The sequence below is a fragment of the Lysinibacillus sp. NPDC092081 genome, from assembly GCF_044755845.1.
In the GTDB taxonomy this organism is placed as follows: domain Bacteria; phylum Bacillota; class Bacilli; order Bacillales_A; family Planococcaceae; genus Lysinibacillus.
Genome location: NZ_JBIVRU010000012.1, coordinates 33,736 through 48,351 on the forward strand (window position 1 = coordinate 33,736; position 14,616 = coordinate 48,351).

Annotated in this window: 15 protein-coding genes; 4 read left to right on the forward strand and 11 right to left on the reverse strand. The window is 36.9% G+C overall.

Annotation, left to right across the window (positions count from 1 at the left end):
• Nucleotides 1–333: 333 nt before the first annotated feature.
• The 6 genes from ACIQLB_RS16650 to ACIQLB_RS16675 all read right to left on the reverse strand — a co-directional run bounded on the left by ACIQLB_RS16650 (nt 334) and on the right by ACIQLB_RS16675 (nt 4,758).
• Complete coding sequence (locus tag ACIQLB_RS16650; RefSeq protein WP_400728023.1) at nt 334–837, reverse strand: DinB family protein; 504 nt, start codon at nt 835–837, stop codon at nt 334–336.
• A gap of 414 nt (nt 838–1,251) precedes the next feature.
• Nucleotides 1,252–1,680: a peptide-methionine (R)-S-oxide reductase MsrB gene (gene msrB, locus ACIQLB_RS16655; RefSeq protein WP_400728026.1), complete on the reverse strand. Its 429-nt coding sequence runs from the start codon at nt 1,678–1,680 to the stop codon at nt 1,252–1,254.
• A complete protein-coding gene (gene msrA, locus ACIQLB_RS16660) occupies nt 1,677–2,207 on the reverse strand; it encodes a peptide-methionine (S)-S-oxide reductase MsrA (protein WP_400728029.1) in 531 nt (176 codons plus the stop codon). The genes msrB and msrA overlap by 4 nt, the downstream gene beginning before the upstream one ends.
• 12 nt (nt 2,208–2,219) lie before the next feature.
• Nucleotides 2,220–2,795: a YpmS family protein gene (locus ACIQLB_RS16665; protein WP_400728032.1), complete on the reverse strand. Its 576-nt coding sequence runs from the start codon at nt 2,793–2,795 to the stop codon at nt 2,220–2,222.
• Nucleotides 2,796–2,799: 4 nt separating this feature from the next.
• A complete protein-coding gene (locus tag ACIQLB_RS16670) occupies nt 2,800–3,732 on the reverse strand; it encodes a GDSL-type esterase/lipase family protein (protein ID WP_400728035.1) in 933 nt (310 codons plus the stop codon).
• Nucleotides 3,733–3,915: 183 nt separating this feature from the next.
• Nucleotides 3,916–4,758: a DegV family protein gene (locus ACIQLB_RS16675; protein ID WP_400728038.1), complete on the reverse strand. Its 843-nt coding sequence runs from the start codon at nt 4,756–4,758 to the stop codon at nt 3,916–3,918.
• 272 nt (nt 4,759–5,030) lie between these two features.
• Here ACIQLB_RS16675 and trhA point away from each other — a divergent pair, with 272 nt between their 5' ends.
• On the forward strand, nt 5,031–5,666 hold the full coding sequence (trhA, locus tag ACIQLB_RS16680; protein WP_400728040.1) for a PAQR family membrane homeostasis protein TrhA: 636 nt from the start codon (nt 5,031–5,033) through the stop codon (nt 5,664–5,666).
• A gap of 50 nt (nt 5,667–5,716) precedes the next feature.
• Here the strand turns inward: trhA and ACIQLB_RS16685 are convergent, their stop codons facing one another.
• Together ACIQLB_RS16685 and ACIQLB_RS16690 are read right to left on the reverse strand one after the other, a co-directional pair.
• Entirely contained in the window at nt 5,717–6,211 is a 495-nt protein-coding gene (locus ACIQLB_RS16685; RefSeq protein ID WP_400728043.1) for an HIT family protein, read from the reverse strand.
• A 259-nt stretch (nt 6,212–6,470) separates the two neighbouring features.
• Nucleotides 6,471–6,950, reverse strand: a complete 480-nt coding sequence (locus tag ACIQLB_RS16690) for a dihydrofolate reductase (RefSeq protein ID WP_400728046.1) — start codon at nt 6,948–6,950, stop codon at nt 6,471–6,473.
• Between the two features lie 172 nt (nt 6,951–7,122).
• On the opposite strand from ACIQLB_RS16690, the gene ACIQLB_RS16695 reads away from it, so the two are divergent.
• The 3 genes from ACIQLB_RS16695 to ACIQLB_RS16705 all read left to right on the forward strand — a co-directional run bounded on the left by ACIQLB_RS16695 (nt 7,123) and on the right by ACIQLB_RS16705 (nt 10,237).
• The gene (locus tag ACIQLB_RS16695) at nt 7,123–8,040 is read left to right on the forward strand and encodes an alpha/beta hydrolase (RefSeq protein WP_400728049.1); all 918 of its coding nucleotides are present in this window, start codon (nt 7,123–7,125) and stop codon (nt 8,038–8,040) included.
• Nucleotides 8,041–8,102: 62 nt separating this feature from the next.
• Nucleotides 8,103–9,299 carry a class I SAM-dependent rRNA methyltransferase gene (locus tag ACIQLB_RS16700; protein WP_400728052.1) on the forward strand — a complete coding sequence of 399 codons (1,197 nt, stop codon included), beginning with the start codon at nt 8,103–8,105 and terminating at the stop codon, nt 9,297–9,299.
• 395 nt (nt 9,300–9,694) lie between these two features.
• On the forward strand, nt 9,695–10,237 hold the full coding sequence (locus tag ACIQLB_RS16705) for a GNAT family N-acetyltransferase (protein ID WP_400728055.1): 543 nt from the start codon (nt 9,695–9,697) through the stop codon (nt 10,235–10,237).
• A gap of 196 nt (nt 10,238–10,433) precedes the next feature.
• Here the strand turns inward: ACIQLB_RS16705 and ACIQLB_RS16710 are convergent, their stop codons facing one another.
• From ACIQLB_RS16710 to ACIQLB_RS16720, 3 genes are all read right to left on the reverse strand, one after another.
• Complete coding sequence (locus tag ACIQLB_RS16710; protein WP_400728058.1) at nt 10,434–11,690, reverse strand: DUF4179 domain-containing protein; 1,257 nt, start codon at nt 11,688–11,690, stop codon at nt 10,434–10,436.
• Nucleotides 11,687–12,187, reverse strand: a complete 501-nt coding sequence (locus ACIQLB_RS16715; RefSeq protein WP_400728061.1) for a sigma-70 family RNA polymerase sigma factor — start codon at nt 12,185–12,187, stop codon at nt 11,687–11,689. Before ACIQLB_RS16715 ends, ACIQLB_RS16710 begins: the two co-directional genes overlap by 4 nt.
• Nucleotides 12,188–12,456: 269 nt before the next feature.
• A complete protein-coding gene (locus ACIQLB_RS16720; protein ID WP_400728064.1) occupies nt 12,457–14,445 on the reverse strand; it encodes a S9 family peptidase in 1,989 nt (662 codons plus the stop codon).
• Between the last annotated feature and the right edge of the window lie 171 nt (nt 14,446–14,616).

Here is a 14,616-nt window from a genome sequence, read left to right on the forward strand (position 1 = left end):
AAATGGCTTTATTGTTTCTAGACCATTTTGATGGGACTATCCGTCGTTTTGATTGTCTTATCCGTCACTTCGAAGAGTCTATCCGTCGCTTGATAGTTGATCCATCTCTTTAAAATAAATTTTGATTAAATTAAAGCCAATAAGCTTGATATACGACTAAATAGAAAGAGCTTGTTTTGAAAAAAGTTTGATCAAAACATATACTAATTTAATGCAATTAACGAGCTTCTTATAAAATAGATCGATCATTTTTGTGATTCTTCTTCAACTAGGGGTGATGGATTGATAAAAACAGACACTAGAAAAATCTAGTGTCTGTTTAAATATTTATATTTAGATTTCAAACAAAAATAACGAGTAATCAGTTTGACAACCTGAATACCCTAATTGTCTAAGCATTGCTGTAAGGTTACCTCTATGATAAGTTCCATGGTTTACAATGTGATTAACAATGTCAATATAAGAGAACTTAGCATAACCAAAATGAACATTTACCTCACCATCTAGATTATCAATGTTTTCAATTTCATCTAGAATTTCTAAATGTAAGGAATGATATAGCTCTCGTAATTCCTTAAGACTCTTACCATTTGTAGTATCCGCGAGGTTTTTCACTTTTTTTGCCAGTTCCTCTATATCTTTGTCTTCTTGACCTTTAATAGCATCAAGCCAGCCAAGGTCTGTTACATAGATGTGTACTAAAACATCTTTTAAAGTAGGAAAAACACTCATAATTTCCTTAGTAAGAACTGAGGATGGCAAAGAACTTAAATGTTCAAAAACCTTATTATTGCTCCATCCATTATATTCAAACATCTTTATTCTCGAATCTCTCATGTTAAAAACTCCTCTTTGTTATTTAAGAGAAGAATTCATAGTTTTTGGGTCAATAGATGGTCCTTCTCTTAAAATTAAAACTTTACGACCCCTTTTTTTAGTGTACTCATGTTAAACTCCTCCTTTTCAATAATTAATTATATACCAAATTCCCTAAATTAGTCAGATTATTTTCAAAATATTCTTTCAAGCATTAGAAGTTAAACTGAAATCCAGTGCAATAAAAGGTTCATCTTTTTTACAAACGGTTAAACTTTTTTCAAAACGGTACGACTTTTTAAAAACAGTACAACTTTATTTTATAACAACATTGATCCATCTCTTCGATGGCTCTATCCGTCGCTACCGATTCAAAAAAACATTTTAAAACCATAAAAAAACTCCTAGCACGATCTATCCTGCTAGGAGTTGTTGTTATTTAAATAATGAAAGGTATTCTGCATAGCCTTCTTTTTCTAAATCCTCTTTTGGTACAAAGCGGAGTGCTGCGGAGTTAATACAATAGCGTAAGCCTCCAAGTTCACTTGGTCCATCTGGGAAGACATGTCCTAAATGGGAATCAGCCTCTTTGCTTCGAACCTCTACGCGCCGCATCCCGTGAGATGTATCGAAATGCTCAGCTACTTCTTCCTTTTCAATTGGCTTTGCAAATGCTGGCCAGCCACAGCCTGAATCGAATTTATCTAATGAGCTAAATAACGGCTTACCTGAAACGATATCTACATAAATACCCTCTTCAAAATGCTTATCAAATTCATTGCGGAACGGTGGCTCTGTTCCACTTTCCTGTGTTACATAATATTGCATGTCCGTTAACTCTTTTAAACGTTGTTCTTTATTCATTTTTCAGCCCCCCAGTTTGTCTCCTGAAATGCTTTACGACCAGACCCGACCGCATAACGCTCGTAGTGCATTGGATTTTTCTTATAATAATATTGATGATAGTCTTCAGCTGAATAAAACGAACTTGCCGATAAAATTTTCACTGCGATTGGCTTATCGAATTTACCAGATGCTTGTAAATCTGCCTTAGAACGTTCAGCCAAATCACGCTGCTCATCATTGTGGTAAAAAATCGCGGTTGTGTAGGACTCTCCACGATCATAAAATTGTCCTCCAGCGTCAGTTGGATCTATTAAAGTCCAAAATGTCGCGAGTAATTGCTCGTAAGAATATATCTCATCATCAAACGTAATTTGAACCGCTTCAACATGCCCTGTCGTTTCAGAGCATACTTGTTCATATGTTGGATTGACAACATGTCCACCCGTATAGCCGGAAATTACTGATTCAATGCCAGGTGTTTCGTCAAAAGGCTTGACCATACACCAAAAACAACCACCTGCAAATGTTGCATATTGCTTTGCCATTTATCTCACTCCTTATGCACCAGGAACAATAACTTCCAGTAAAATCTTATCCTTTGGTAAGTCTAATTCTTTTGCTTTGATACGAGATCCTGAAGCAATGTTAATGCGCGATAAATCAATATAGATTTCTGCCTTATTTGGATCGATTGAAATCCAAGAAGGGAAGTCCACCGTGTCTCGCATAATTTTCATCGTTGTCTCAGGCGGAATATTCAACAGCCCAACATTCATTCCTGTCTGTTTTAAAATAATATTCCCTTTCTCATCGACTATCGGTTCGAAGTTCATAGAAATATCGATTTCTGTATAGAAAACCTTTAAAGTACTTTTCAATTGAATATCGTCACCGATCGTAAAGTCCAACGGTAATGGTGACCCCGCATCCTTTAAATACTTCTTCGATATAGATTCCAATTCCTTTCTTGTTGTTTGCACAACAAGTACATTTCCTTTTACTTCATTTTCACCTTTTGAACTCTCCGCAAAATTTACTCCATCTACTGGTCTAGTTGCTAAAAAAACGACGAGGAGGATTGCAAAAAGCACTGTGCCTGCTAAGGCAAAAAATGCAAATTTCCATTTATTCATTTCGTCACTCCTCGAAGCCTATTTCCTTGTTAATCTTTTGTTCCATGTTACATTTCTCCATTGCTTTTAAAATTCGATTTGTCATTTTGTCATAGCCTTTTGCATTTGGGTGGAAGAAATCCGTATGATAAACGAGCTCTTTATTTGAATCAAACAAGTCCTCCACTGATACATAGCACGCATTAGTATCTTTCTTTGCTATGTCTTCAATGACTTTATTCCACTCGGTAATAATTGTATCAAATTCATTCGCTTCATTTGTCACGATTGAAAATGGGTTGTAAAAACCGATAAGTAATAAAGGCACTGTTGGATTTTTTGCTCGTATACCTTCAATAATTTTACTATAGCGTTTCTTATATGCCCGCAATTCTTTATCAAAAGCATCGCGTTTCAAATTAAACAGATCGTGTTTAACAATCTTCATGACATCATTTCCACCCATAGTAATTGAAATGAGCTGTGCTTTTTGCAACTCTTCATCATAATGCCCTTTTTCCACTAATTTTAATAGCTGATCACTACGTCTTCCTCTTTTTCCTCGATTATCGACTTCAACATCTGAAATCGAGGGCCAAGCTCCCAATGAATCTGTTAATCTTCCAACAAAACCGTCTTTACTATACTCATCACCAACACCGGCTGTTAAAGAATCTCCGAGTGCTAAGTATTGTAGTTGCTTTGCGTTTTTATCATCAATTTTCCGTAAATCCTCTGGTGATGGCTCAAAAAAATGTTCAAAAATTTGCGTCAATACATTCTTTGAGGTTTTTTCCTCATTTTCTGTTTGTTGCTCATCCTGTTTCATATCTTGCTCCGTCCCTGCGTGCTCCCCTTCTGGTTCGGCTTGCGGATTCGGTTCATCTATTGATATTGCACAACCACTTAGTACTATGACGGTCAAACATGACAAAACTATCATTCGCCAAATGCTCATTTGACCACCTTCCATCATTTGCTTACTTCTATTATAGAATAGTTCGTACTGCAATGAAAAGTGGCTATACCTAGGTATTCTTTAAAAAGTGGAGTTTACAACATTTTTCTGATTGTATAAATAGGTATTTACCTTTCAATAATAAAAAGCCACTACAATTATTTATGTAGTAGCTCTCATATATTATTCTGCAAAATAAATAAAACCGATTGCACCTGGGCCCGTATGTGTCGAGATGATTGGTGAAGTAAAGGCAATTTCTACTTCATTAAAACCTGTTCCCTCAATTAATTCTTTTAATGGTCCACCCATCGTTGTTAGTCCCTCAGCGTGAGAAATTCCAACTGCCTTTACTGTTTTTCCAGCAGTATCCGCTTGGAATTGTTTAAATAAGTAGTTCACAACCTGTTTATGACTACGTACTTTAGATACAGGATTGTAAGCGCCACCTTCTAAGTTTGCAATGACCTTTATGTTCAGCAATGAACCGATAAAACCTGTACCTTTCCCAATTCGTCCGCCTTTAATTAAGTTTTCAAGTGTGTCGACAACAACATACAAATACGTATTTTCGCGAACCTTGTCCAGACGTGCAATAATCTCTTCGACAGTAGCACCTGCATCACGCATTTTAATTGCCTCACGTAATTGAAAAGCTAGACCAAAGGCGATAAAACGTGAATCAATAACAGTTACATCTGCATCCGCCATTTGCGCTGCTTGACGAGCCGATTCAACTGTTCCACTCATACCACCAGTCATATGAATCGAAATAATTTGATCTCCGTCTTTACCTAGCTCATCGTATAATTCTTTAAATTTCCCCGGTGCAGGTTGTGAGCTTTTCGGTAAATTTTCGGCATTTTTCATTGTCCCTAAAAAAGATTGTGGCTCTATATCAACACCATCTGTATATGTTTTTCCATCAATTTGAATCGTTAAAGGCACAATATGTATACCGTGCTGTGCTATTTCTTCCTTTGTTAAATCACAAGTTGAGTCCGTTACTATATGAATTCGTCCCACTTCGACACATCCTTTTACTTCATTAAAATTTATTATATAGACTAATGAATCATTATGTAAACATGACATTTGTCATTAGATTTCACTCGTTTCAGTCCATTTGTATTCGCTCCTTGGATACTATAGCGCTTTGTCGATTCCTTGTCTAACAAAGTCCCTCAAGCATTTCAACATTTATATGACACTTTTGATGTTGAAAACATGACAAATGTAAATACCAGGATGAAAATTATTGGGGTATAGTAAACATATGCACGAAAGGAGTGTTCGATATGATAGATTCTTTTGACTACAAAACATGGAAGGAAGAATTGTGGAATGCCATTACACATGGCATTGGATTTATCGCAAGTATACCAGCGTTAGTTGTTCTAATTTTAGCAGCTGTACAAACCGGAAGTGCGCTCCAAATTACTACGTTTTCTATTTTTGGTGCCTCTGTGATCATTTTATTTTTAATGTCAACATTGCTACATAGTATGCCAGAAAAATATAAGCACTTTTTCGCTATTCTTGACCATTCCTCTATTTACATTTTAATTGCAGGAACGTATACACCTTTTCTATTAATCGCAATTGGTGGCACGCTGGGCATTACTTTATTATGTATAATTTGGTCACTTGCGATACTAGGCGTTATTTTTAAATGCTTTTTTATTAATCGATTTGAGAAACTTTCTTTAATTTTTTACATCGGTATGGGCTGGCTGATTATTTTTGCTGTAAAACCTGTCTATCTTTTCTTAGGTTTTCATGGTTTTGCTTTACTGTTAGCGGGCGGGCTTTTCTATACGATTGGAGCTCTCTTTTATGCATGGCGCTCACTTCCCTACAATCATACAATTTGGCATTTGTTTGTGTTAGCTGGTTGTGGTGCGATGTATGCTTGTGTTTATTTTTACTTATAAAAATTAAACAAAAAAAATCGCCCTACACATACCTAGGAGCGATTTTTTTGTTATTGGGTGTTACCTCTTAGTTCCTCCGCTAATGCCTTTATTGCCCACATCATTTCTTGCTTATTTTCTTCATTATTCATGTTATTCCTCGCATGAAGTAGAACGGGTCGAATCGATTCTACTGAACGTCCAAATTCGTACATCCATTCGTAGCGCGGCACCATCCACGTATGAAAATGGTGTGTCGTATCTTCATTATAAAAATAATAAACATACTCTATCCCCAAAACGTCCCTTTGAGCCTTTCTGATTTTTGATAAAAGGTTTATATAATCTATTTTTTCCTCATCGTTTAGTTCGTCAAAGTATTTAATATGGCGCTTAGAAGCCAAGATGATTAATCCTTTTATCGGATAAGCAACATCTTGATGGGCATGAAAATAATCCGTTTCAATGACTACGCCCCCATCCAGTTCAATGCGTCCACTCGTTATTGCACAGCTCAAACATTCAACTTCTATCGTTTCTCCATTTGATAAGGTTATTTTTCTCACAGATGCTCCCCTTCTCATATTTTATCCGTCGCTACGGGCGGTCTTTCCGTCGCTTTGGTGGCTCTTTCCGTCACTTTGACGTTTCTTTCCATCAACTGCGATGGACTTATCGAATTTTACGTGCCCAATCAGAACGTAAATCAACCCCACGTTATGCTGATGAGCCTTACAATCATTTATTCTACAAATATTTCCAAACACCTTTATTTAGTAACAAAAAAAGCACAGTCATTCTTAACCGTGCTTCTACCTATTTTCTTTAGTTCTTACGTTCAAAAATCTCATATTGGAATGTGTAACCCTCTGGTGCTGTTTCTGGTGCATCTGAGGATACTTGTACATAATCCTGCTCATATTTCGGGAAGTATGTATCCCCATTAAACGAATGATTGATTTTTGTAATGTACAAGCGATCTGCTATATCCATGCATAAGCGGAAAATTTGCTCGCCGCCAATAATCATAATTTCTGGAACATCCCCAGCAAGGGCGAGGGCACCCTCTAAGCTTGTCACTACTTCAATCCCATCCGCATGGTAACTATCGTCGCGAGTAATCACAATATTACGTCGACCAGGAAGCGGTCTACCGATGGATTCGAATGTTTTACGCCCCATAATCATTGGCTTCCCCATCGTTTTCTCCTTAAAATATTTTAAATCCCCAGGCAAATGCCACGGCATGCCATTTTCATAGCCAATCACATAATTATTATCATGTGCCACAATTAAAGAAATCATATTGTCCCTCCAAATACTATCGTTCATTATATTATAAACATAATTTTACTTTACAATCAGATTATTTCTGCTTAGAAATTAAATTATTTTCTTTTCTGATTCTAAATCCTAGTATTTTTATAAGAATAGTTTATAATAAGGTTAACAAAAGAAATTTAAAGGATTGATGAAGATGACAAAATTAAGAGATGAAGCGATCCATTATATAAAAGCAAGTGAATCTTCTAAACAGTACTATGAATTAACACCACAAGAAGCGAGAGCCGTTCGAATAGTGCCAAAATGTACGTTACCAAATAGCCCGCAGCTCGCGGCAATTGACAATAGAAAAATAACAGTTCGAGATGGTGCACAAATTAATGTGCGTATTTATAGACCTACTTTAGACGAAAAACTTCCAGTCATTGTTTATTATCATGGAGGCGGTTGGGTATTTGGAAATATAGACTCTACGGATGCAGGCTGTCAGCTATTAGCAGAAAAAGCGCAAGCAATCGTTGTATCGGTTGATTATCGCCTAGCACCAGAATATCCATTCCCTACCCCGCTCTACGATGCTTATGACAGTTTCGTATGGGTTTACGAAAACATCGGAAATTTCGGTGGAGATACCGCAAATCTTACAGTCGCTGGTGATAGCGCAGGCGGAAACTTAGCAACAGTTGTCGCCTACTTAGCTGCGACATTAAATGGACCTGCGATTAAAGCACAGGCACTTATTTATCCTGTAGTCAATGTTGATTTTACAACGACTTCTTACAATGCTTACGGGGAACACTTCGGCTTAGACAAACAAGGGATGCAGTGGTTTGCAGGTCATTACACAGATCAACCAAACTATATGGATCCTCTTGTTTCCCCACTTCAGATTGAGGATTTAAGTGTTTTACCGAAAACGATCATTATTGCTGCAGAGGCAGATGTCCTTTACGATGAAGGTCTTGCATACGCACAAAAGCTTACGGATGCCGGAGTGACTGTTGAGCATGTAAATATGACTGGTTTAATCCATAGCTACTTTAGTAAAATGAATTTTTTCGAACAAGCAACGATCGAAACAGCTGAAAAAATTGCTAATTTCGTGAAATAAGTTTGTCTATCAGCATAAAATAGTGCGATAATAGAGCAAAATGTTTTTTAAAGGATGACAACATGACACAAACTACTGCTTTACAAATTAACAATCCCTTTTCTGATCAATTAAAAAAAGGCTATCCTCTCATTTCAAAAGATGCAGTTGATGCACGCCATCTTCCTAAAGAAGAAGGTGCACTTCTAAGACTTATGGACAATCATAACCGTTTTATTGGCACAGGATACTATGGCTTACAAAACAAAGGTATTGGTTGGGTGCTAACAAACGATGCGAACGAAAAAATAGACAAAGCCTTTTTTATGAAAAAATTTAAAAAGGCCATTCAAAATCGAGAAGCATTTTTCAACGATTCTCAAACAACAGCCTTTCGAATCTTTAATGGCGAAGGTGATGGCATAGGCGGTATGACAATCGACTTTTTCGATTCTTACTATATGATAAGCTGGTATAGCGCAGGCATTTACTCATTTAAAGAAAAGGTATATGAAGCACTAGCAGAGACAGTAGATTACAAAGCCATTTATGAGAAAAAACGTTTCGATACTAAAGGACAGTATATGGAACAGGACGATTTCGTCATGGGAACACCCGGCGAATTTCCGATTATCGTAACGGAAAATAGTATGAAATACGCTGTCAATTTAAATGATGGAGCCATGACAGGTATTTTCCTTGATCAACGAGAAGTGAGACTTGCCATTCGTGATCGTTATTCGGACGGTAAAAATATGCTAAATACGTTCTCTTATACGGGAGCATTTTCTGTCGCAGCGGCACTTGGAGGAGCAATAAAAACAACTAGTGTAGATGTAGCCAAGCGTAGTTTAGCTAAAACAATTGAGCAATTTAGCGTCAACAGTATTGACTACGAATCACAGGATATTAAAGTAATGGATGTCTTCAACTATTTTAAATATGCTCAGCGCCATAATTTAAAATTTGACCTTGTCGTTTTAGATCCACCTAGCTTTGCACGTACGAAGGAAAGAACGTTCTCAACTGCGAAAGATTATCCTAAATTACTCGTAGATACAATCGCCATTACGGAGAAAAACGGTGTCATTGTTGCTTCAACGAACAATGCAAGCTTTGGGATGAAAAAGTTCAAGAGCTTTATTGACCAAGCATTTAAAGAAACTAAAACAGCCTATAAAATTGTTGAAGAATTTAGCTTACCAAAGGATTTCCGTGCCCCACGTGAATACCCAGAATTCAATTACTTAAAGGTTGTTTTTATTCAAAAACTCAACTAATTGAACTAGACAGAATCACTTCCAGGTGATTCTGTCTTTTTGTTTGGGAAGAATAAACAGAAAAACTCTTTCATGTATTGTTAGAATTTTCTGTATGCCATATAATGTAATTTATAATTATAGTCCTATCACCATAACGTAGGGTTGATTTCCGTTCCGTTTGGGCGCTTTGCCGCTTCGCTTCGCTGCAGGGTCTCGGGCCAACACGATGTTGGTCACGAAGGCGTTATCACAGGATGTGATGGTTTTAGCCTTCGTTCCTCTATCGCTGATCCCCAAGGAGTCGCCCAGTCGAAACGAAGATCAACTTATCTCATGGCATACGTTTTAACATTTGGCATTCTTAATTTTGGTGATTTTCATTTTATAAAATATTGATAAATGGAGATGATTGAATGAGATATGTTCGTGAAAAGTTAATGATTACTACAGAAAGACTCGTTCTTAGACTATTTCAAAAATCCGATGCAGAAACGGTTACAAAGCTTTGCAATAATTATAATATTTATAAAAGCACCATGTACCTACCTTATCCCTATAGCTTAAATGATGCATTATCATGGATAGAACATCATTACGATTATTTTATGGAGGATATTTCGTACGAGTTTGCTGTTACAGATAAGGAAACTGGCGAATTATATGGTGCCATTGCGTTATCGAATAATAAACATTTTAATCAAGGTGAAATAGCCTATTGGATTGGCGAGGAGTATTGGGGAAAAGGCTATGCCACGGAGGCAGCGCAATCGATTGTACAATTTGCTTTTGAAGAAAAGAAACTGCATAAAGTGTTTGCTCGATATTTTTCTACGAACCCTGCTTCAGGAAAAGTAATGGAGAAGATTGGCATGAAACAAGAAGGAATTTTAAAGGAACATATTATTAAAGACGGTAAATACGAGGATTTAGTATATTATGGAATAATTAATAAATAGCCTAGTTTCTCAAAAAGATGTTTCCGACTATTTAGTTCCTTTACCTTAATTCTTCTTTTGATAAGGCTGTTTTCTAAAAGATTGTTGTTGAAATGATTCGGTAGGCTTTACCCGGACCTAATACAGGAATATTACCACAAGTATGAAAAAATTAAAAAGATGTTCAAAAAGGAGAGCCTTTTTGAACATCTTTACTTTATTTCAATGGAATATTCAGTTCAATATTTTTTCCAATAGGATTGAAGTAATAGCTAATATATAATTTTGCTTTGCCATCATAATTTTCAAAGTTCTCCGTTGCATATAGGTACTGCTCATCATCTGAGTAAGAGCCACCTGTAAATTCTAACGGTGTGCCATCTGCTTTTACAGCACTATTTAGAAACGAATGTCGCACTCTATCATCCCATTTCTTTGCAGCAACGGATACACCTTGCTGCAAAGAAATATCCCAATCCAAATATTCGGGCTTCGTGAGTACTTCTTTTGTGCCAAAATCAACTTCGATAAAATCCTCGCCCTTTGGAACGGCATGAACAGCTCCAATTAATATTTTGAGTGAATCTGAATCATGGAAATAGTTACTTTGTAAATTTAGTGTGAATTTGCCGTCGCGAATATTTCGGCTTATATACATGGCATTTTTAACGACCGCTTCTCTTCGCTCCCCATTTTCCGTCTCGACCGCAATATCATCAAGCGCTAAAATTTGCATCGTATTCGCTTCATCTAATTCAATATCGATTGCCGTTCTTAGTGGAGAACGGCGAATTTGTGTAATCGTAAATTTCTGACCACCTACGTCTACAATACGATTCGCAGTAATAATTTTTTCCTTTGCGATTTCGTTTTGTAGTGAAAACGGTATCGTCATTTCAATGTTCCCCTTATCTTTATCATAAAAACGAAAAACCGCTTTAAAATCCTTTGATGTATAAGCGAAAGGCTCTGAAAAACTATAATCTACCGAAGAAGAGATGCGTGTTTGATGTGATGAATTGCTTGTAAATGAACCCCCTTTAATTTCTTCGTTCCCTTGAAACAAATGAACTTCCTCCAAGTGTAATTCCGAAATATCAAATGAGGCATCGGCGTCATAGTAAAGTACTAATCCTGAATTATCTGCAATCACGCCTTGCAATGTAAGCGATAGTCCATTTTTAGACTGCGTCGCATTGATTTCTTCATAGTAGTCATTGTCCACAATATCTTTTATCCCTTTATCTCTTACAACCGCAGATACAATTGCTTGAAAGCCAGGTATTTTTGCAACATGGCTAGCAATAGTAGGAGAAACACGAATTGAAAATAAAAAGCTTAAGCAAAACAAAAAGGCTATTGAAACCGAAACAATGCGCTTCTTTGCTCTTTTTTCTCGTTGAACTTTACGAAACATATCCATCCGTACTTGTTGAAGTTTCTCTTTTGGAACGTTAATCGGTAGTTTACTCATAGCCAGTCCTCCTTTTCTCCAGCGAAGTTTCTAAGCTTTTTTAGTATGTGATGAAGCTTAGACTTTACAGTACCCTCCGGAATTTGATTTAACTCGGCAATTTCTTTGTTTTTTAGTTGCTGAAAATATTTCATATAGACGAGTTGCTGCTCCGACAAGGATAAGTGTTCCAATAACCTCTCCATATCAGAGTAGATGACCCATTCAACTTGGTGATGTTCCTGAATTGAAACGGTTGGTTGACGTTTTCGTAAATGGTCTTTACAACAATTGATTAAGACGCGCACGAGCCATGTTCTGGCATATTCTTGCTGTTTAACGGTATGCATTTTTTTCAGTGCCTTGTAAACTAGGTCCTGCATCACGTCTAAAGCGTCTTCCTCATTTTTCAGATATGTAAAAGCCATGCGATATAAAATATCTTCATCCATTTCAATAAGTGAAAGTATCGCTTGATGATCCCCACGAATAGCACGCTGCACGATTTCAAATTCCATCCTTTTCGCCTCCTTCCTCCATTAGACGGAGCGATGCTTCATTTCGTTCAAAAATTTTAAAATTATTTAGGAAACCGTCTATGGATTTGCCTTTACTCTTTGCGTCAAAGATGTTCCTTTGAAGATATTTTTATTTCCTTCTTCAACGAACCTGCGCCGTTAGTTGAAGAGTAGCAATCTTTACGAAAACAGCTTTTGTTAAACAAGGCATGTAAAAATAATAGGTGGCAAAAGGAGTATTTTCACTTCTTTTGCCACCTATATTTATTTTATAGATATTTCACAAACCAATCCCTAATATATTCTAGTCTATTGATTCGTAACGTTGGTTTTCCGCTTCTAGAAAGTTCGTGATTGGATTCAGGGAAGCGAACAAATTTAGTTTCTTTTTTACGATGTTTTAAGGCAATAAATAATTGCTCTGCTTGTTCAATCGGACAGCGATAGTCTTTTTCGCTGTGTAAAATCAACAGTGGCGTCTCCACATTGTCTACATATTTAAGTGGCGAATGATTCCATAGCTTCTCTATATCGTCAAGTCCCGCTTGGATTTGCCAGTCATTGAAGTAATAGCCGATATCACTTACGCCGTAAAAGCTAATCCAGTTAGAAATGCAACGTTGCGTAACAGCAGCTTTAAAGCGATTTGTATGACCGACAATCCAGTTTGTCATGAAGCCCCCATAGCTCCCACCTGTCACCCCGAGACGGTTTTTGTCAATGAAATCATAATGCTCCAATGCATAGTCAACAGCGGCCATTAGATCATTATAATCATTGCCGCCATAATCACCACGAACCGCATCCACAAATTTTTGACCGTAGCCATGGCTTCCGCGAGGATTCGTAAAGAGAACCGCATAACCTTGTGCAGCAAGAATTTGGAATTCGTTAAAATATGAATTGGCATACATAGCGTGAGGTCCACCATGGATTTCAAGAATAAGTGGGTACTTTTCTCCTTCTTCATAGCCAATAGGCTTCATCATCCAACCGCTTACTTTCCAGCCATCTGCCCCTTCATATTCAATTGCTTCTGGAACAGATAATTCTTTCGTCTTTAAAAATTCTTCATTAACTGTAGTAAGCTGTTCCTTTTCACCGGTATTTAAATTTACGTAAAATAGATCACCAGGGTTTGTAGTCGTGCTGATTGCGACTACTGCTTTATCATTTTTATGATCAAGCGTAAAACCATAGACATACTGATCATCATGAATAGCTGGATATAATTCTCCAGATAGATTGCCAAAATAAATCGCTGTATTTCCATGATCCGTCACTTGGAAGTAAAAGCTTTTGTTATCATCCAACCATTGGATACGCGGAGCAACGACACCTTGCAGGAAATCACCGACGACAAAATCACCGACTGACGCGTCAAATTCACTCGTTACACATGTCGTATTGTTATTTTCCAAATCATAAATCCATAGCTTTGCTTGTGTCGCATTTTCAAATTCTCTTTCACTTCCAATATAAGCTACGTAACGGCTATTCGGTGACCATGATGTTTGGTAAAACACCCCTGTTCCTTCCGTTAACTTGCGACCATGTTTCGTTTCTAAATCCAATAAGTAAATATCACACACGAATGAAAAATCTTGATCCTCTGTTAAGTCAGCAATGTAAGAAAGATATTTTCCGTTTGGAGACCATGTACCAAGTTGTAAATTATGTTTTCCTTCCGTAACTAGCTCTAATTCTCCAGATTCCAGATTGACGATGGCAATTTGAGAAAATTGCTCCATATCAATAAACCCAGCAGCATCTGACTTATATTTCATCTTTTCTATTTCAAGTGGTTTAAGTTCTTTATCCTCTTTCTTATCTTTTTCAGCTTTATCATAAACGCTTTCATTTTTACCTAAATTTGCCGAGAATGCTATATTCTTACCACACGGAGACCAAACAGGCGATGTCGCACCATTTTTACAATTAGTAACTTGTTTCGCTTCCCCACCTGCTTTAGAAAGCACAAAAATCTGTGGTTTGCCATTTCTCGTTGATACAAACGCTATTTTACTGCCATCAGGAGACCAAACAGGTGAATTCGTTTTATCTTCACCAAATGTCCATTGTTGAGGCTTTTTTTCATGCAAGTTTATGTAAAACAAATTAGACACGTAGTCCTTTTTCTTCTCATCAATATGCGTCTCTACATACACAACTTCTGTTCCGTCAGGTGATACTTGTGGATCTGCCACAGATTTTAATTGATATAGATCTTCTGGTTGAATCCCTTGTTTCAAAGTCATATTTTAAATCCCCTTTGTGTTGAATTTTCATTACTTAGTAGAATATTTCGACGCCCTAAGTATTATTCCTGCTTTTAAGGAGAAATTGTTTTTTTATCCCAGAGAGGATTTTACAGTGGTGAGAATTCCAACGGGTGACCCGAATATTATTGAGCAAGACATCTATATTGT